18 protein-coding genes are annotated in these 17,659 nt (G+C 49.6%); 7 read left to right on the top strand and 11 right to left on the bottom strand.

Annotated elements, in window-relative coordinates; all coding sequences use genetic code 11:
* Window positions 1-2 precede the first annotated feature (2 nt).
* Together K7B07_RS03355 and K7B07_RS03350 are read left to right on the top strand one after the other, a co-directional pair.
* Window positions 3-986, top strand: a complete 984-nt coding sequence (locus K7B07_RS03355; protein ID WP_223707439.1) for an SPFH domain-containing protein — start codon at window positions 3-5, stop codon at window positions 984-986.
* 11 nt (window positions 987-997) lie between these two features.
* Window positions 998-2,074 (top strand): hypothetical protein, encoded by a 1,077-nt coding sequence (locus K7B07_RS03350; protein WP_223707437.1) that lies wholly within the window; start codon window positions 998-1,000, stop codon window positions 2,072-2,074.
* 47 nt (window positions 2,075-2,121) lie between these two features.
* Here K7B07_RS03350 and K7B07_RS03345 read toward each other — a convergent pair whose 3' ends face one another.
* The 9 genes from K7B07_RS03345 to mnmA form a co-directional block, all read right to left on the bottom strand.
* Window positions 2,122-3,198 (bottom strand): glycoside hydrolase family 18 protein, encoded by a 1,077-nt coding sequence (locus tag K7B07_RS03345; protein ID WP_223707435.1) that lies wholly within the window; start codon window positions 3,196-3,198, stop codon window positions 2,122-2,124.
* A 65-nt stretch (window positions 3,199-3,263) separates the two neighbouring features.
* On the bottom strand, window positions 3,264-3,698 hold the full coding sequence (locus K7B07_RS03340; RefSeq protein ID WP_223707434.1) for an NUDIX hydrolase: 435 nt from the start codon (window positions 3,696-3,698) through the stop codon (window positions 3,264-3,266).
* Window positions 3,699-3,770: 72 nt separating this feature from the next.
* On the bottom strand, window positions 3,771-4,559 hold the full coding sequence (locus tag K7B07_RS03335; RefSeq protein ID WP_223707432.1) for a helix-turn-helix domain-containing protein: 789 nt from the start codon (window positions 4,557-4,559) through the stop codon (window positions 3,771-3,773).
* Window positions 4,560-4,565: 6 nt separating this feature from the next.
* On the bottom strand, window positions 4,566-5,660 hold the full coding sequence (locus tag K7B07_RS03330; RefSeq protein WP_223707431.1) for an MBL fold metallo-hydrolase: 1,095 nt from the start codon (window positions 5,658-5,660) through the stop codon (window positions 4,566-4,568).
* Between the two features lie 49 nt (window positions 5,661-5,709).
* A complete protein-coding gene (locus tag K7B07_RS03325; RefSeq protein ID WP_223707429.1) occupies window positions 5,710-6,372 on the bottom strand; it encodes a Rossmann-fold NAD(P)-binding domain-containing protein in 663 nt (220 codons plus the stop codon).
* 44 nt (window positions 6,373-6,416) lie between these two features.
* Window positions 6,417-7,463, bottom strand: coding sequence for an SDR family oxidoreductase (locus K7B07_RS03320; RefSeq protein ID WP_223707428.1), 1,047 nt, complete (start codon window positions 7,461-7,463; stop codon window positions 6,417-6,419).
* A 107-nt stretch (window positions 7,464-7,570) separates the two neighbouring features.
* Entirely contained in the window at window positions 7,571-7,903 is a 333-nt protein-coding gene (locus tag K7B07_RS03315) for a DMT family transporter (protein ID WP_223707426.1), read from the bottom strand.
* Between the two features lie 84 nt (window positions 7,904-7,987).
* Window positions 7,988-8,767, bottom strand: a complete 780-nt coding sequence (locus K7B07_RS03310; RefSeq protein ID WP_223707424.1) for a hypothetical protein — start codon at window positions 8,765-8,767, stop codon at window positions 7,988-7,990.
* Between the two features lie 25 nt (window positions 8,768-8,792).
* The gene (mnmA, locus tag K7B07_RS03305) at window positions 8,793-9,911 is read right to left on the bottom strand and encodes a tRNA 2-thiouridine(34) synthase MnmA (RefSeq protein WP_223707422.1); all 1,119 of its coding nucleotides are present in this window, start codon (window positions 9,909-9,911) and stop codon (window positions 8,793-8,795) included.
* A 210-nt stretch (window positions 9,912-10,121) separates the two neighbouring features.
* Between mnmA and K7B07_RS03300 the strand changes: the two genes are divergently transcribed.
* The 5 genes from K7B07_RS03300 to K7B07_RS03280 all read left to right on the top strand — a co-directional run bounded on the left by K7B07_RS03300 (window position 10,122) and on the right by K7B07_RS03280 (window position 15,007).
* Window positions 10,122-10,541: a single-stranded DNA-binding protein gene (locus K7B07_RS03300; protein ID WP_223707420.1), complete on the top strand. Its 420-nt coding sequence runs from the start codon at window positions 10,122-10,124 to the stop codon at window positions 10,539-10,541.
* 132 nt (window positions 10,542-10,673) lie between these two features.
* Complete coding sequence (locus K7B07_RS03295; protein ID WP_223707419.1) at window positions 10,674-11,525, top strand: hypothetical protein; 852 nt, start codon at window positions 10,674-10,676, stop codon at window positions 11,523-11,525.
* 108 nt (window positions 11,526-11,633) lie between these two features.
* Complete coding sequence (locus K7B07_RS03290; RefSeq protein ID WP_223707417.1) at window positions 11,634-12,713, top strand: Ldh family oxidoreductase; 1,080 nt, start codon at window positions 11,634-11,636, stop codon at window positions 12,711-12,713.
* Window positions 12,714-12,896: 183 nt separating this feature from the next.
* A complete protein-coding gene (locus tag K7B07_RS03285; protein WP_223707415.1) occupies window positions 12,897-14,219 on the top strand; it encodes an aspartate kinase in 1,323 nt (440 codons plus the stop codon).
* Window positions 14,220-14,317: 98 nt separating this feature from the next.
* A complete protein-coding gene (locus K7B07_RS03280; protein ID WP_223707412.1) occupies window positions 14,318-15,007 on the top strand; it encodes an alpha/beta fold hydrolase in 690 nt (229 codons plus the stop codon).
* Between the two features lie 13 nt (window positions 15,008-15,020).
* On the opposite strand, the gene K7B07_RS03275 is transcribed toward K7B07_RS03280, so the two are convergent.
* Window positions 15,021-15,884, bottom strand: a complete 864-nt coding sequence (locus K7B07_RS03275; protein WP_223707409.1) for a universal stress protein — start codon at window positions 15,882-15,884, stop codon at window positions 15,021-15,023.
* A 163-nt stretch (window positions 15,885-16,047) separates the two neighbouring features.
* The gene (locus tag K7B07_RS03270) at window positions 16,048-17,610 is read right to left on the bottom strand and encodes a trypsin-like peptidase domain-containing protein (RefSeq protein WP_223707407.1); all 1,563 of its coding nucleotides are present in this window, start codon (window positions 17,608-17,610) and stop codon (window positions 16,048-16,050) included.
* Window positions 17,611-17,659 lie beyond the last annotated feature (49 nt).

The following is a 17,659-nucleotide window of genomic DNA, read 5'->3' as shown; positions in this document are numbered from 1 at the left end:
CCATGGGATTATTTGACTTTATCAGAAACGAATTCATAGAAGTTATCGAATGGGTAGATGCTTCCAACAATACCATGATCTGGAAATTTCAGGATAAGGGAAACAATATCAAGAACGGGGCAAAACTGACCGTTCGGGAGAGCCAGGAAGTGGTGCTGATGAATGAGGGCGAGTTTGGTGATCTCTACCAACCCGGGCTGCATACCCTTTCCACCAGCAATATGCCCATTACCACCACACTCAAATCCTGGAAATATGGGTTTGAGTCACCGTTCAAGGTGGATATTTATTTCATCAGCACCCGTCAATTTACGGACCTCAAATGGGGCACTTCAGGGCCGGTACTGATCCGGGATGCCGAGCTGGGACAGGTACGGCTTAAAGCTTTTGGCAATTTTGCGATCCGCATCGCTGATCCAAAAAAGTTCATAACAGAATTTGCAGGCACCAATCCTTTTGTGCGTGTGGAAGGAGTGGAAGACGTATTGCAGGGAATTATTTCCAGTCACTTTGCGGAAGTGATTGCCAAGGCAAAGATCTCAGTACTGGAACTGGCGGCCAATTACCAGGCACTCGGTGCACAGTTGAAACCCGAATTTCAGAAAGAATTGGACAGCTACGGACTTTCCCTCGAGAAGTTCTTTATCGAAAATATTTCATTGCCGGAAGAAGTGGAGAAGATTCTTGACAAGAAAACAGAGCTCAATATACTGAAGGGGAACCTGAATGATTTCAACCAGATGCAGGGTGGTATTGCATTGGAGAATCTTTCCAATAACGATGCCGCAGGCAATATGGGTGGTGTGGGCGCCGGGGTGGTATTAACCAACCTGATGGCACAGGCCAACCAGCCGCAGCAATCAGCCTCTGACAATAAGAGCAACCTGATGGACCTGTTGAAACAACTGGGGGAACTTAAGAACCAGGGCATTATTACAGAAGAGGAATTTGCCGAAAAGAAAAAAGAAATTTTAGCCAAGCTGTAAGCTGTTTTTTTATGCAGGCACTTGAAGAGTATCCCTGTCCCAGTTGCGGATCGGAGTTGAATTATGATGCGGTAAAAAAAAGTCTGAAATGTCTTCACTGCGGTACCGTGATCCCCATACAATCCAGTACGGAAGTGCTGGAGGAGAAGCAGATCAGCATTTTTAAAAATGCTGAGAAGATCCCGATCGCTGCGGTACCTGTAGTGGTATATAAATGCAGCAAGTGCGGACAGGAAACACAGGAAGCAGGGGATATTGCTTTTTTTGAATGCCGTAATTGCGGCAACAATGTGGTGAACCCGGAGGCCTATGCTACCCGGAGTATCAGTCCTACAGGTATCATTCCTTTTAAGATCTCCAAACAGGATGCGCTCGACCGTTTTACCAACTGGATCGGTAAAGGATTCTGGAATGATAGTGATCTGAAAAAGCTTTCCCTGGCAGACCAGCTCGAGGGGCATTATGTACCTTTCTGGACCTTCGATTGTCAGACAGAAAATGACTGGAGTGGTTACTCGGGGCGTTATTATTATGAAACGGTACGCCGGCGGAATGCGAACGGGGAAGAAGTTACGGAGCAGGTGCGGCATACGGACTGGACCTGGCGTTCCGGTTCCTTTTCCCAATTTTTTGATGATGTGCTGGTATGCGGCAATAAAACCATTCCGCAGGAGCGGATCAATGCGGTTTATCCCTATCAGTTGCAGGACCTGGTGGTATTTGATGAAGAATACCTGCTGGGCTGGAACGCCCGTGCCTATGATAAGGATCTCTCTGAAACTTATCGGCAAGCACGAAGGCTTATGGACCGTGCCATAGAGACGGAAGCCATTTCCAGGCTGACCGCAGATACCTATCGGGATCTGAATGTGCAAACGACTTATTCCGGTGAAACATTCAAGCAGGTGATTTTTCCTGTTTGGCTGTGCCAGTACCTGTTCAAGGGCAAGACCTATCAGTTCATCATAAACGGCCAGACGGGCGCCATCAGCGGTAACAAGCCGCTTTCCGTATCAAAAATCGCAACAGCAGTTGTGATCGCCATACTGGTGATTGTAGCATTGTATTTCTTTTCAAAATCGGGGTGAAGGCTTATAACAAAGACCTTTTTGAAGAAAAAGAAGCAGGGGTGGAGTCAGAATAATACCTGTTGCAACAGTCCGTTCCGGAACGTATCATAATTCAACTCCCAGAACATGATACCGCCCAGTTGATGTTGCCGGATATAGTCCATTTTATAACGTAATGACTGGGGATCATCCCCGGTGATAAAGAGTTTGCGTCCGGGATGGAACCAGTAAGGCGCTTTTGCCCTGTCGTCCCAGTAACGGGTAAAGCCGTTGGCTGCGGTCAATGAATCCAGGTTGCGCCGGTAGCCCCGCATATAGACGAATTTTCCCGGCCGGAACAGGCCATTATTTCCCGGATCATCTACCTGGAAAGCTCTTATATAAAAAGGCACACCTATGATGACCTTATGAAGAGGGAATTGCCGCTGCTTAAAAAAACGGATACACCGGTCTACCGACTCTTCATCCGGCAGGGAGGAGTAAAGCGGAGACTGGTGGCCGGTCCGTGTGGAGTATCCATGCACCAGGTCATAGGTCATCAGGTTTACAAAGCTGACCGCATCAGCGATCTTTGTCCATTCCACCGATTCATCCAGGTATTTTTGAAAACCTCCCGCTGCAAAGGTTATCAGTTTTTGTTTTCCCAACTGCTGCCGCAGATTGAGGAGAAGACGCGTAAAATTGGGCCGGTCTTCCGTGGCAAAAGGATGACCGGGAACACCCGGTAATGCCGGGTACTCCCAATCCAGGTCAATGCCGTCGAGATGGAACCTGTCTAAAAAATGCACGACGGATGCGGCAAATAAAGCGGTGCTGTCGGAATGACCAAATGTTCCGGAACAGGGCCGGCAGCCGCCCCAGCCGCCAAGAGCGATCAGGGTTTTTAAATGAGGATAGCGGCGCTTTACCGTTTCAAATGCTTTCAGCACGGCCGTGTCCTTTGAACGGGATACGGCCAGCTTCCCGGTACTGTCCAGGTGGGCAAACCCGTAGATCAAGTGTGTAATACCTTTAAAGTTGTATTGCAGCAACGTGGCGCTGTCGCCGGAATAATAAGCCACCACTTTGTAGGAAGGATCCGGCTGAGCCTTCAGGCCGGCAGCCGCCAGCAACCAGATAAACAGGAACAACTGATGTTTCAAAACGGGATCTCTTTGTTGCTGTAAGATAGGAATAATAATGCTTTCCGGATGGTCCGTGCCTGTTTTTAAACTGATTGCGGGATATCCGCAGGGATTAACTGATCTTTTTTCAGGCGTTCGAAAAGCTGCAGGACGCCCGGTACCTGTGCCGGCTGCTTTGCATATTCCGCTTCATTAAAAAAAGCGACCGCTCCAATTTCCCTGCCGGGTGTAATATCAGTGCTCAGTGTGTATAAAAAACATTCCTGTTCCATTATAACCGTACCTTCTTCTCCGTACGCAGGGGCCGTTATATGGCCATAGTAGCGCAGCTCATCTGCAGGGATGTTCAGGTTCAGCTCTTCCTTTATTTCCCGCTGAAGCGACCGGATCGCAGTTTCACCGGTTTCGATTTTCCCTCCCGGCAGATACCAGGCCTTTTTATTATTGCTGTAGGCGAGCAGTAATTTACCGTCTTTTACCACCACTAGGCCTGCTGTGGGTAATTGTTTTATTTGCATATACCTGTATTAATAAAATGATGGTTTCAAAATTAATACATAAGGGAAAGAAAGCCAACAGCCGTTCCGGGATCATTCAATGACCGGCGCCGTTGGTGCCTGCCCGAATTCCTTTTTGAATGCATAGGAAAAATGCGATAAGTCTTCGAAACCAAGATCCAGGTAGATGGAACTGGGCTTTTCTTTTTTTTCATGGATGAGAAAATAAGCTTCCTGTAAGCGTTTCCGCAGGAGCCAGCGTCCGGGTGTTTCCCCGAATGTGACCCGGAAATCCCGTTTAAATGCGGAAAGGCTACGGCCGGTGAGGTATGCAAAGCGCTCCATGCTTACATTGAACCGGTAGTTGCGGTTCATATAGGCCTCCAGGTCGATCTTTTGCGGAATGCCAAAATCGAATAAACTGCCGGAGAGCCCGGGCTTTAGTTTTAAAAGGATCAGCAGCAGTTCTTCTCGTTTCAGGGATGAAAACGGTTCTTCTATTTTTCCGTTATTTGCATAGTACGGACTTAGCGACCGTATAAAACTATGGATCCATTCGTGCCGGGGCAGCGGAACAAATGCATCGTCTGATTTGATGCCGGCTGCCGGCGGGTGATGCCTGTCATAAAAGGAACGCAGGAACGGTTCATCAAATATTATGACGATCTTTTCGAAGCGGTTGTCTTCGCTCTGCTTCCGGTAGCGGGCAAGCCGGTTCTTTTTTATCATGCAGCATTCGCCTGCTTTCAGATACTGTTTTTTGTGACCATCATATCCTTCGGCGGTTCCTTTCTGCAGGTATAAAAAGAAATGCTCCGGGATAAACTGTTCCGGTGAAATGACCGGGCCGATATAACAGGAAGTGATCTCGGTTATCTTCATATACATTTATTGAATCGTTTCCCACCAGGGCTGAAAGGAAACAGGATGATCCAGTACGACCGGCTCCCCGATACGGGGTGTGATCAGCGGAACCGGGTGCGTGCTGTTTAAACGGGTGAGCTCCTTCAGCGGCTCATCCCAGGGGTGCTGCGCGAGCGTGAACTTTGATGAATGTACCGGCAGGATGCGACGGACTTTCAGGTCTTTCGCGGCCTGCAATACTTCGGGTGGCAGCATATGGATCGCCTGCCAGGCCTTATTGTACTGGCCGTTCTCCAGGATGGCCCAATCGATTGAATCAAACCGGTTGCCGATCTCGGCAAAATGTGTGTCATATCCGCTGTCTCCGCCCAGGTAAATGGTCTGCGAAGGGGTTTGCAGGATAAACGACAGCCACAGGGTATTGTTGCGCGTAAATCCCCGCCCGGAAAAATGCCGGGCAGCGGCAGTGTGAAGGGTGATATTACTGTCCAGCGGTACGGTTTCATTCCAGTCCATCTCCGTGATGTTTTTGGTGTCAAACCCCCAGTATTCAAAGTGAGCACCCACACCCAGGCCGCAGATGACCGAACGGATCTTCGGACGCAGGGCCACAATCGTTTCATAATCGAGATGATCATAATGATCGTGGGAGATCAGCAGGTAGTCGATGGGGGGCAGATCCTCTGCGGTATAAATATCACTGCCTTTAAACGAACGCACGGTTCCGGGCAGGGGCGCGGCATTACCGCTGAACACCGGGTCGATGAGAAAACGTTTACCATTGAGCTGCATGAAGTAGGACGAGTGTCCGAACCAGACCAGCAGATTACTGTCGGCGGGTAACTGAAGCAGGTCGGTTTTTACAGATGGGATGGAATCTACAGGTCTTCTTCTGGGAAAGGTCTTAAAGAGCTGGTCCTTTATCACCCCGAACATACTATACCCTTTTGTAAGCGTGGGCGTAAAATGGATGTTCTGAAATTTCCCATCCCGGTAGTTCGGGGATTTTTTGATACGCTCCAGTCGCGCACCGGACGGGGCTTTCCCGAATTTCGGCTGCCGCATGTAAAAAAAAGTGATAACCGTGAGCACTATCAAAACGCTCAGTAAAACAATCATAAAACGTTTTATAAATTTAATGAATGGTCTCATAACTTTAAGAGAAGGCTTATTGTGTTCCGAGAGCATTGATGTCTGCTACTTCCAGTACCGGTTTGTCCGGCGTCTCCAGTACGGTCCGGATCATGGCCCTGCCTACCTGTTGCAGGGTGCTGACACTTTTGGGAAACAGGGTTTTGAGCACCGGGTACAGCCAGCCGAGGTATTTGTAGGCCGACGGAAGGAATTGCTGACCGGGACTGGCTTTCATAAAGGCCGGGCGGAAAAGGTATACGTTTCTGAAAGGCAGCTGCAGCAGCGCATTTTCCGTCTGCCCCTTTACACGTGCCCACATCAGCCGGCCTTTTTCGGTACTGTCCGTACCCCGGCCACTGACATAATTGAATACCATTTGCGGATTCTGCTGCAATACGGCTTTTGCAAAATGAAGTGTGGTATCATAGGTCATGATGCGATAGCGGTCTTCCTTCATTCCCACACTGCTGACCCCCGCACAGAAAAAACAGGCATCATATCCTTTCAGCCGGGGATCATCCGGCTGCAGGTTCAAAAAATCAGGAACCAGGTATTCCTTCAGTTTCGGATGTTTTCGCTGTACCGGTCTGCGGCTGATGCAAAGAACGGTGTCCACAGCCGGATGGGCGAGGCACTCCAGCAATACCCCTTCTCCTACCATCCCGGTAGCGCCGGTTAAGATGATGTTTATTCCCATTGTATTTGTTTAAGAAACGATTGTTATAAAAACTCCCTGCGAATTTACGCATTGGCAAAATGATATTTTAACAGACTGCCGGCTGTGGCCAGGACGGCCTCCTCATTGCTCCGGGGACGCCATCCCAGCAGGCGGCGGGCCTTTTCATTGCTGGCATTCCGGTAAACACCCAGCAGGGGGGCTATTGCCTTTGCCTGCTTATTGAACAGGGCCGCCAGGCGGATCATCCAGTCGGGTGCGATCCGCCCGGAGATACGGGAAGCTGTTTCCGGAAATGTTTTTTTTAACAGCATTGCGATCTGCGGAAGGGAGAGCGTACCACCGGCGAGCGCGAGAAAGCGCTGTCCTTTTGCTGCCGGATCTGTCATGGCGCGGATATGAAGATCCGCAACGTCACGTACATCAACAATACCCAGAACAATCCGGGGAATGGCTTTAATAGTGCCATCCATCAGTTTTTTCAGAAGCTCAAACCCGCTGGAAAGCGCGGGACCAAAAGCCGGACCAAAGATCGCCATCGGATTGATGACGGATAACTCAAGGTTGCCGCCTTCCTTCTTTATAAAATCCCAGGCAGCGTGTTCTGCCAGTACTTTTGATCTGTTGTAGGCCGACAATCCCTTTTGATCCGGTGAGGTCCAGCTTTCTTCTGTGATCAGGGTATTCCTGTCGGTATGGCTATAGCCCACTGCTCCGAAATTAGAGGTCATTACAACCCGCTTCACACCCGCATTGCGGGCGGCACGCAACACCCGCAGCGTACCTTCCACGGCCGGACGTATCATTTCATCCTCCTGTTTTGGCAAACGAAGGAAGATGGGGGAGGCCACATGCAGCACATAGGTACAATCTGTTACAGCGGCCTGCCAGTTTTCATCATCCATAAGATCGGCTTCCACAAAGGTCAACCGGTGCTGATCGGTGATCCCTGCATTGTTCAGCATTTCTGCTGTCTCCTTTTTTCTGGCTGCGTTCCGGATCGTCGTTCTTACAGTGTAGCCCTGCTGCAGCAGCTGCGCAATACAATGAATACCCAAGAACCCGTTCCCCCCGGTCACCAGTACGGGGGCCTTATTGTCTGAAATAACCATGTTTCCGAATTTTATAAGACAAAGTTCCGGCAAAAAAGCTGGCATAACTTTGTTAAAAAGTCCGGAGTTTCTTTGTTGAGAGGTCCAGATTTAAAACAGCCGGAGGGTCAGTGTGCAGATGTTTTTGAAAAAACATTGATGATGATCACGCCGGCGATGATCAGGAGCAGTCCGATGATGGCGGGCAGGTCCGGTACCTGTTTGAAGACAAAAATACCCACCAGGGTAATAAGGACGATGCCAACTGCCGACCAGATAGCGTAGGCAATGCCAACGGGTATCGTTTTTAATGTAAGGCTCAGGAAATAAAATGCCCCCGCATAACAAAGGATCGTGACGATGCTGGGCACCGGCTTTGTGAATTGCTCAGAGGTTTTAAGCATAGAGGTAGCGATGGTTTCGAAGAGGATGGCCAGGAGCAGGAAGATGTAATTTTTCATTGCGTACAATTTGCGTAATCAATCCGGTGTTGTTCCGGAAATCCACCGGCCGCAGGGCTCCGGCTGGTGAGGGTTGTGTGTGATCTAGTTATGATCGATCATCCACATGGTGATACCGAAACCGGAATAGGTACCCTGGGGATTGTCCACATTGGGCGGCTGAAAATCGTAAATCTGATGATCCCGGTATACCATCCCGATATTTCTTGCATATTTTTCCGAAGAAACGGCTTTATACCCGTAACTGGAACCATTGGGGGGCATATTTAATACATTGTCTGCCTGAAGCACCGTACACACATCAGTATACTGCTGGCCTTCGATGGTCTCATTTCCGAAACCGGTATATTTAAATACCCATTTATTCATATCATTATCGGCCTCCGTGTCGTAAAGATCGCTGTAGGGGGAAGCCTGTGACACGCTGTCCGGCGCGATCAGGTACCTGTTGCCTTTCCATTCAAAGCCCGTGTACATCGGGTTGGCGAGCTTTATTACCCGGAGGTTATGTTCGATCACCTCCACACTGTTCTCAAGCGGGGTGATGTAATACCGGCCGTTGCCGGTCCAGTTTCCCGTCCCGTCTGCTTTACGTAAGGTCCGCTCTACAATATAGGTCAGCCGGCCCATATTGTCTGTAGCAGTTCCGGTAATGCTATGCTTTACCTGGTACGAATGCAGCTCGACCTGGCTTCCGCTTCTTACAAAAACCGTGGAGTCAACGCGGTAGGTAATATACTTTCCCACCTGTACCGGAAAGTAATCCTTTGCCAGCGCAACGGAAGTAAAGGAATCCTTCCTGTTTCCACAGGAAAAAAGCAGCAGGGCAGCTATAAATACGGGCAAATAAAACCGTTTTCTCATTGACTGTTTTGATGGTAAAGATACATTAGATGGACGGGAACAGAAGTTTCTTTCCGGAACGGATGATACCGCCTCCGATGACATCGTCCCCTTCATAAAACACGGCGCTTTGCCCCGGCGCAATTCCTTTGGCGTTCTGATAAAAAGATACTTTTATATCATTGCCTTCTGTATAAAGATTGGAAAGGGTACCACTGTCCTTATACCGGATCTTTGTGGTGGCTTCCATTCCCGGGGTGATGGCGTCATATTTTATGTAGTTGATCCGCGTTACCAGCATTTCATCCTTTTCCAGGTCTTCCTCATCTCCCAGTACAACGGTATTGTTCTCAGGGTTGATCTCTGTAACAAATACAGGACGGCCCAGGGCTATGTCCAGCCCTTTCCGCTGCCCGATGGTGTAAAAAGGATAGCCTTTGTGTTTGCCCAGGATCTTTCCGCTCTTATCCACGAAGTCACCTCCGTTCACACGTGCTTCCAGTCCGTCCACACGCCTTTTCAGAAAACCGCGGTAATCATTATCCGGTACAAAACAGATCTCATAGCTTTCGCTTTTTTTGGCCAGCTCAGGATAGCCATAGTCCAGTGCCATCTGACGGATCTCGGTTTTGTGAAATCCGCCAAGGGGCAAAATGGTACGGGCCAGCAGCTCCTGGTCCACCCCCCACAGCACATAGCTCTGATCCTTTGTATGATCCACTGCTTTGCTGATCACAAAACGGCCGTTATCATGCTGCCGCACTTTTGCATAGTGGCCGGTGGCGATGAATTCGCAGCCCAGGGCGTCCGCTCTTTTTAAAAGAGCCCTCCATTTGATATGTGTATTGCAGAGCACGCAGGGATTGGGTGTGCGTCCTGCCAGGTATTCCTCCACAAAATCATTCACCACAAAATCGCCGAACTCTTCCCGGATGTCGAGTATAAAATGTGGAAACCCGTGCTGCACAGCCGCCATACGGGCATCATTAAAACTGTCTACATTACAGCAGCCGGTTTCTTTTTTACCGCCGCCGCTGCCGCTGTAATCCCATGTTTTCATGGTGATACCGATCACCTCATAGCCCTGGTCGTTCAGCATCAGCGCCGCCACTGTGCTGTCGATGCCGCCGCTCATCGCCACTAAAACTTTTCCTTTCTTGCTCATATAATAAACTGCAAAGATAAACTAAGATTTCAGATTTACAGAACGCCTGTCAGGAGCGGTTGTTTACCCGCGCTTTATTTGCGGGTGAACGATGGTAATGTGTTGTAAATCAGCAGGTATTTCGATTATCATGATTCCGTAAAATTTTAGGTGATTCTGGCCGAAAAGATTATCTTGCTATATTATTTTATAAATCAAAATTTGAGCACTATGTTAAAGATGCAGATCATCGGGAACCTGGGTAAGGATTGTGTGGTAAATAATGTAAACGGAAAAAGCGTTATCAATTTTACAGTAGCCCATACAGAACGGTACCGTGACGCCCAGGGCAATAACCAGGAGAAAACAACCTGGGTGGATTGTGCCTGGTGGACCGATCGTACAGCGATATCTCAATACCTTACTAAAGGAAAACAGGTTTATGCGGAGGGCAACCCTGAGGTGCGCAGCTTTACCCGCACCGATGGAACCAATGGCGCTGTTTTATCATTAAGAGTACGCGAGGTACAGCTTCTGGGAGGCCGCGGAGAAGGCGGAGCGCCGGTTGCGAACGGCGGATATAACACCGGCAGCAGCAGTATACCGGCTGCAGGCGGCAATGAAGATGCTGCAGACGATCTTCCATTCTAAGTTAAACTCAATTTAACAAGAGGCTGTATCAAAACTCTTCCTGATGCTGCTGTTCCGACAGACCGGACAGAACGTAAGACATTATAAACCGGCTTTTGATACAGCTTCTTTTACACCAAAATTACCTGCTGCATGCGCTTCTTTTTCGTTCTATTTATTCTGGGGCTGCTGGCCGCCGGATGTGGTACGGGAACCACCACTAACCGTGATGTAAAGCATCTGTCGCCTGAAGCAATCCAAAAAAAATTATTAGGGAACTGGCTGGTATTTAAAGTAGGTACCCGGAACGCTACCGAGGAACAGGCGGCGCTGCTGCAGGACACCCTATCCCGGTTAAAAGATATTTTTGAGCTGAACACATTTATTGTTTCACCAGGGAAAGTGGTGGTGGAAGACAGCCTCGGACGATGGCAGCAACGAACATGGGAACTGCTGCCACCGGATATAATCGGATTCAAGGAGGAGGAAAATGTATTCGAGATCGTAACACTTTCGGACAGCATCCTGACCTTATCATCACGGATCGATTATAAAAAGGCGCATGCAGATATCATGCTGGCCTGCTACCGGATAAAGACGGAGGGCTACGGTGATCAGGGTCTCGCTGCCACGGCGCTGAGCAGGTGGCGGACAAAGCCGGCAAAACCGGAAACACCGGCAGCGATCGCCGGCCGGGTGGTGAGCCTGTTACAATATGACGGGATCTATCTCGAAGCGCTGAACAATTCCGGTGCAGACTATTTCAATACCCGCCGGTTTCAACTACCTTTTTCCTATTACAACGGAGGAGTGATGCTCAAACCTTTTGATTCTTCTTCCCGGTTTGCCGGACTGTTCTTTAATGCCGGCGATGCCAGAACAGCACATGGCCTGTTAAAGGAATATTTTGAAGCTTCGCCTTACCCGGAAGAGGACAATTACATGCTGGCCTATTCGGCGTTTATGAAGAATCTCGCGGCAGCTATTCAGAAGGGCAATCCATAGCCCTGTAATGCGCTTCTGATGCGGCTTACGGTTACCGACGCTATGATCACTGCGTTCCCTGTAAATTATTAATGCAAAAGTTTTAGGCTTTATTGTTATTTTGTGGACATGCAGGATACAACATATGCTTATCAGCAATTACTTGATTTCACCATCCAGGTCTTTAAAAAAATAGGTTGTCCGGATACAGATGCAGTCACTGCTGCCAGCGTGTTGCTTTCCGCAGATCTGCGGGGTGTGGATTCGCATGGTGTGGCACGCCTTTCAGGATACGTGCGGCTCTGGGAAGCAAAACGGGTGAATGCAACACCACAAATAACGGTGATTCATGAAACACCGTCGACGGCAGTAGTGGATGGTGACGGCGGGCTGGGACTGGTGGTAGCGCCCTTTGCCATGCAGCTGGCCATAGAAAAGGCCCGTAATGTGGGTACGGGCTGGGTCAGTGTGCAGCACAGCAATCATTACGGAATTGCTGCTGCCCATGCGATGAAGGCATTGGAACACGATATGATCGGTATCTCCATGACCAATGCCAGTCCGCTGGTGGCGCCTACTTTTTCCATTTCAAAAATGCTGGGCACCAATCCCATTTGTGTAGCGGCACCTGCAGGTGTGCAGCCTCCCTTTGTGGCAGATCTTGCTACAACCACCGCAGCGAACGGAAAACTGGAAATATTACAGCGAAAAGAGGAAGCGGCGCCATTGGGATGGGTACAGGATGCTGAGGGACATGCATCTACGGATGCCAGTATTCTTAAAAAAGGAGGCGCCCTGCTTCCCCTGGGCGGCGACAGGGAACATGGCAGTCATAAAGGCTATGCCCTGGGCGCAGTGGTGGATATCTTTTCTGCCCTGCTCAGTGGTGCCAACTATGCGCCCTGGGTACCGCCTTTTCCGGCTTATGTACCTATGCCCGAACGACAGCCGGGAAAAGGCATCGGTCATTTTTTCGGAGCCATGCGGGTGGATGCCTTTCGTACGGTGGAAGCATATAAGCGCGATATGGACGACTGGATCAGCGGGTTCCGGAATGCAGCGCCCATACAGGGACAGGAACAGGTGCTGATACCCGGAGACCCTGAGCGGATCATGGAAGCAGAACGAAGCCGGGAAGGGATCCCTTTATTGCCGGCTGTAGCTGCTGATCTCAAAGCACTGGGCGATAAGCTGGGTGTGGTATTTTAAAAAAGGGACTGTTTACTGGTATTTTTTCGCGAAATTCGCGGGCGGCGAAAACGGGATAGAGGAAGGAACAGGGTTTTCGGACGATGAAAAGGAATGATTGTGCCGATGACCCTGCAGCCGCAGGCAGGAACCGCGGAGCCTGACAACGACTAAAAAAATAAACAAAAAATAAAAGAACAGATCATGAAGGTAATGAAATTTGGAGGTACCAGTGTTGGTAAACCAGAACGGATGAAACATATTGCGGGGCTTCTGCAAAACGAAGAAGAGCCTGCAGTAGTGGTACTTTCTGCGCTTTCCGGTACCACAAACGCATTGGTGGAGATCGGTAATGCCATTGCACGCGGAGACCGGCATTCGGCCCAGCAACTGATTAACAACCTGCAGGAACATTATAATAAATTCATCCGGGAGTTGTTTTCACAGGATGCAGCCCGTGCAAAGGCCCAGGCCATCGTGGATGAGCATTTTGAATTCTTAAATATTATCCTCAAGATCTCTTTCAGTGAAGCATTGAGCAAAGATATCCTTGCCCAGGGTGAGTTATTGTCTACCAAGATCTTTTCCGCTTATCTCGAAGAGCAGGGTGCTGCTTATGCCCTGTTGCCGGCCCTGGAATTTATGAGCATCGATGAAAATGAAGAACCGCAGATCGGCAGTATCCGCATCAAGCTTACCCAGCTGCTGAGCCAGCACTCGGATAAAAAGATACTGGTAACACAGGGTTATATCTGCCGGAACGCCAGGGGAGAAGTAGATAACCTGAAACGGGGCGGAAGCGATTATTCAGCCTCACTGATCGCTGCGGCCATCAATGCGTCGGTTTGCGAGATATGGACGGATATCGACGGAATGCATAACAACGATCCGCGGGTTGTGGGTACTACAAAACCCGTGGAGCAGCTGAGTTTTGAAGAAGCGGCAGAGCTGGCTTACTTTGGTGCAAAGATCCTTCACCCGGCCTCGATCTGGCCGGCACAGCAATACAAGATACCGGTAAAGCTGCTCAATACCATGGAGCCGCAGGCAAAAGGCACGCTCATTACACAGGAGCCTTCCGGTGCAGGAGTAAAGGCGGTTGCGGCAAAGGATAATATCTATGCCATCCGCATCAAAAGCAGCCGCATGCTGCTGGCCTATGGTTTCCTGCGGAAGGTATTTGAAGTGTTTGAAAAATATAAGACCTCCATCGATATGATCACCACATCAGAGGTGGCCGTATCCCTTACCGTCGACAATGCGGATCATCTGGACCAGATCGTGAAAGAACTGGAAGCACTGGGAACGGTGACCGTAGATAAGGATCAGACGATTGTTTCCGTTGTGGGATACCGCATCAATGAAACAGAAGAGATCATAAAAAAACTGTTTGGTTCCATCCGTAATGTACCGATCCGTATGGTATCCTATGGCGGAAGCCAGCACAATATTTCATTGCTTGTAGGGGCCGATGAAAAAGTACACCTGCTGAAGCAGTTGAACAAAGGAATGTTCGGTCTCGATTAAAAGCAGATCACCTGCCTGTATGAGCGGATGGGTAGCGCAGCTCCGGTGGAGCGGCTCTTGCCCATCCGCTCTTTTTTTTGTATATTGTACTTCAGCAGATGCAAACACTTTACTGTATACCTGGTTTCGGGGTCGATGAACGGATCTATGGCAACCTGATCATTGAAAATGCCCGGCTTCACTTTATTAACTGGCTGGAACCTGAACCCGGCGAGACCTTTAACACGTATGCCCGCCGGATGGCAGCAGCGATAACAGAAGAATACCCGGTGCTTGTGGGCATTTCCTTTGGGGGGATGATCGCACTGGAGATCGCAGGGTTCAGGCCCGTGAGGCAGGTGATCCTGATCTCGAGCATCAAGCAGAGGGCTGAAATGCCGCTGTCGATGCGGCTTGCAGGCCTGCTGCGGCTGAACCGGATTTTTCCCGTAAAGCAGATACAGAAAAGCGAAGCCGCCTATAAGATCGCGAACCGGCGGTTGGGTGCCTACACACCAGATGAGCAGGAGTTTGCTAACACCTACCGTAAAACGGCAAACCTGAACTATGTGAACTGGTCGTTCGAAAAGATCTTAAACTGGCGGAACGGGAACCGGTTTGAACAGGTGATCCATATTCATGGAAGCAAGGACCGGATCTTTCCCATAAAATATATAACGGCGGATTATGTGATAGAAGGCGGAACGCATATGATGGTATGGAACCGCGCTGCGGAAATCAGCAGGATCATCAATAACACACTGGAACAGCTCAATGGCGGACCTGCCGGAGCAAAGCCGGCACATTGATGGCGCATATTTATCACCCTTTCAGCCGCAATACAGGAATATTTGTATTCCAGGCGATCTGTTTACTGACGCTTTTATGAAATAACTGGCCGACCCAGCTGCGCTCGTGATGGATAAATACGAGCAGGGAGATCCCGTTTTCCGCTACAAATGTTTCCAGACCTGTTTCCACATGCTGGGCTTCCAGGAAATGGATCACGGGGTTGAATGCCTGCAGCTGTGCTTTGATGGCGCTTACTTTTTCCTGGTTAACCGGGTCGGAAGGGTTCATGTTCACGTTTACGATAAGCAGGTCGGCTACCGGCAGTCCATTGAAGAATTGCTCCAGCGCTGCGATCGTTCCTTCGCTGAGGAGTTCCAGATCAGACGCCAGCGCTATCTTTACCGGCAGCACATTATCCGCATTTTCCGGCACGATCAGGAGCGGGGCCTGGATGCCTTCAATGGCTTTGATGGCGTTGCTTCCAATCAGTATTTTTTCCAGCCCCGACTTGCCTTTGATGCCCATCAGCACCAGGTCAATGGCTGCTTTTTCTGTGAGGTCATTGGCAACATCACCAAGGAAGCCTTCTGTAACCTGTGCGGTTACAGCTATATCCGGATGACTTGCGGATATGGCCTCTTTCAATGCATTGATCTTTTGTGTACTTGCTTCAGCAAGCGCCTCCGATTGTTCCATCATCAGCGTATAATTGAGGAGGCCCGGTGCGCCTTCAGGAGCTACGCCGCCGGAGGCGTCTGCCTGGAACAGCACCGGAGGCTCATAGGTATGAAGCAGGTACAGGCCTGCCCGCCAGGCAGCTGCCAGGGTAAGCGCATACTGAACTGCATGCTGCGCATTCTCGGAAAAATCGGTAAGTGCCAGGATTTTTTTCATTTCACTGATTTTTATGCTTGATATCGTCTGTTACAGATCTGGTCTAAAGGATCCACTTCTGCTATAAACGGCGGACCGTTTTCGTTAGTTATACTGCCATAAATGTACCAAAAAAAAGAAAACCCGCAGACCGCGGGTTTTCTGTATAACAATTTTTTATTGATTAAAATGATCCGGAATCCTCATCGTCGCCGTTAAGATTGATCTGGTAAGAATACAGGCCGCTGTAGCCCGGATAAATACCTTCCAGTTCAATTTTGCTGCTTCTGCTGCTGCCTAAAACAGCAGCCAGCTCTTTGATGGATTTTACGCGTTGTCCGTTGGCGGCTGTAATGATAAATCCTTTGTCAATACGGCTTTTGCTCAGCAGGCCGTTCGGACGGATGTTCTTGATCTCAACGCCGCCGCCGTGGATGCGCAGTTGCTCTGCCCGTTTTGCTTCCACATCGGCCAGTTCCACACCCAGCTGATCGGCCAGCTGATCGGTGTTGGTGAGTTTACTTTCACTCGGCTTGCCGGAAAGTGTTACATCAACTGTGGCTTCTTTTCCTCCGCGCACGTAAGTCAGTTTTACCTTGTCGCCCGGTTGCGCGCTGGCAATGATCCCCGACATCTGTAAACCGCTGGCCACGGGTGTACCATTGATCTTGGTGATAATATCACCGCGTTTGATGCCTGCTTTTGCAGCACCTCCGTCGTTCGGAGCTTCCAGTACATAAACACCGTCGCCGCTCTGAAGACCGCTTTGTTTAAGACGGCGCTCATTTTCGCCGGGTGTTTTTTGCTCATCAAAATAACTGATGCCCAGGTAACCCCGTTTCACATCCCCGTATTTAACAATATCGTTTACTACTTTCTTTACAATGTTTACCGGGATGGCGAATGAATATCCGGCATAAGTACCGCTGGGTGCCAAGATGGCCGAGTTGATACCGATGAGCTGACCGGTTGTGTTGATCAGCGCGCCGCCGCTGTTACCCTGGTTTACCGCCGCATCTGTTTGTATAAAGGATTCAACCGGCGACACGCTCTGCTGACCGTTGATGCCGATGCTCCGGCCCTTGGCGCTGATGATACCGGCAGTAACCGTGGCCTCCAGGTTGAACGGATAGCCCACTGCGAGCACCCACTGGCCCAGTTTTACATCGTCGGAATTCCCGTAGATCATATAGGGGAGGTTATTGGCTTCCACCTTTAAAACCGCAATATCCGTACTGGGATCACGGCCCACTACTTTTGCGTTATAGGTTTTACGTCCTTCATTCAGGGTTATCTTTATTTCAGAGGCCACACCAGTACCGCCATCGGATACCACGTGGTTATTGGTTACAATGTAGCCATCCTGGCTGATGATCACACCACTGCCGGAAGCGCGCTGCTCCGGACGCATCTGCGGTCCGAGGCCGAACATGTCCCCGAAAAAGTCTTCAAAAGGATCACCCGTTCTGCCTCTGGGCAGGTCATTGGTTATTTTTTGCGCAGGTATTTTTGTTTTGATATGTACCACGGCCGGGATGGCAGACTCGGATGCTTTGGTAAAATCGGTGGGCTCTGCTGCATTGCCCTTATTGTCAAAAAAGCTGGCGTAGTTGGCCGGTAATTTACCATCCACCGGAACTCCTACAGTATTGGCACCACTGCGCGCAAATTTCCCATAAAGGAAAATGCCTGCAAATGCAGACAGCACGCTGATCACAACCACTAAGAGAATTTGTTTCAATTTCATGTTACGACTCATTTAAAATTTTCATTTTCAAAAATTATGCCTTGCTTAT

Origin of the sequence: Niabella beijingensis (assembly GCF_020034665.1) — a bacterium.
Classification (GTDB): Bacteria; Bacteroidota; Bacteroidia; order Chitinophagales; family Chitinophagaceae; genus Niabella; species Niabella beijingensis.
This window is presented reverse-complemented; position numbering and strand designations above follow the sequence as displayed.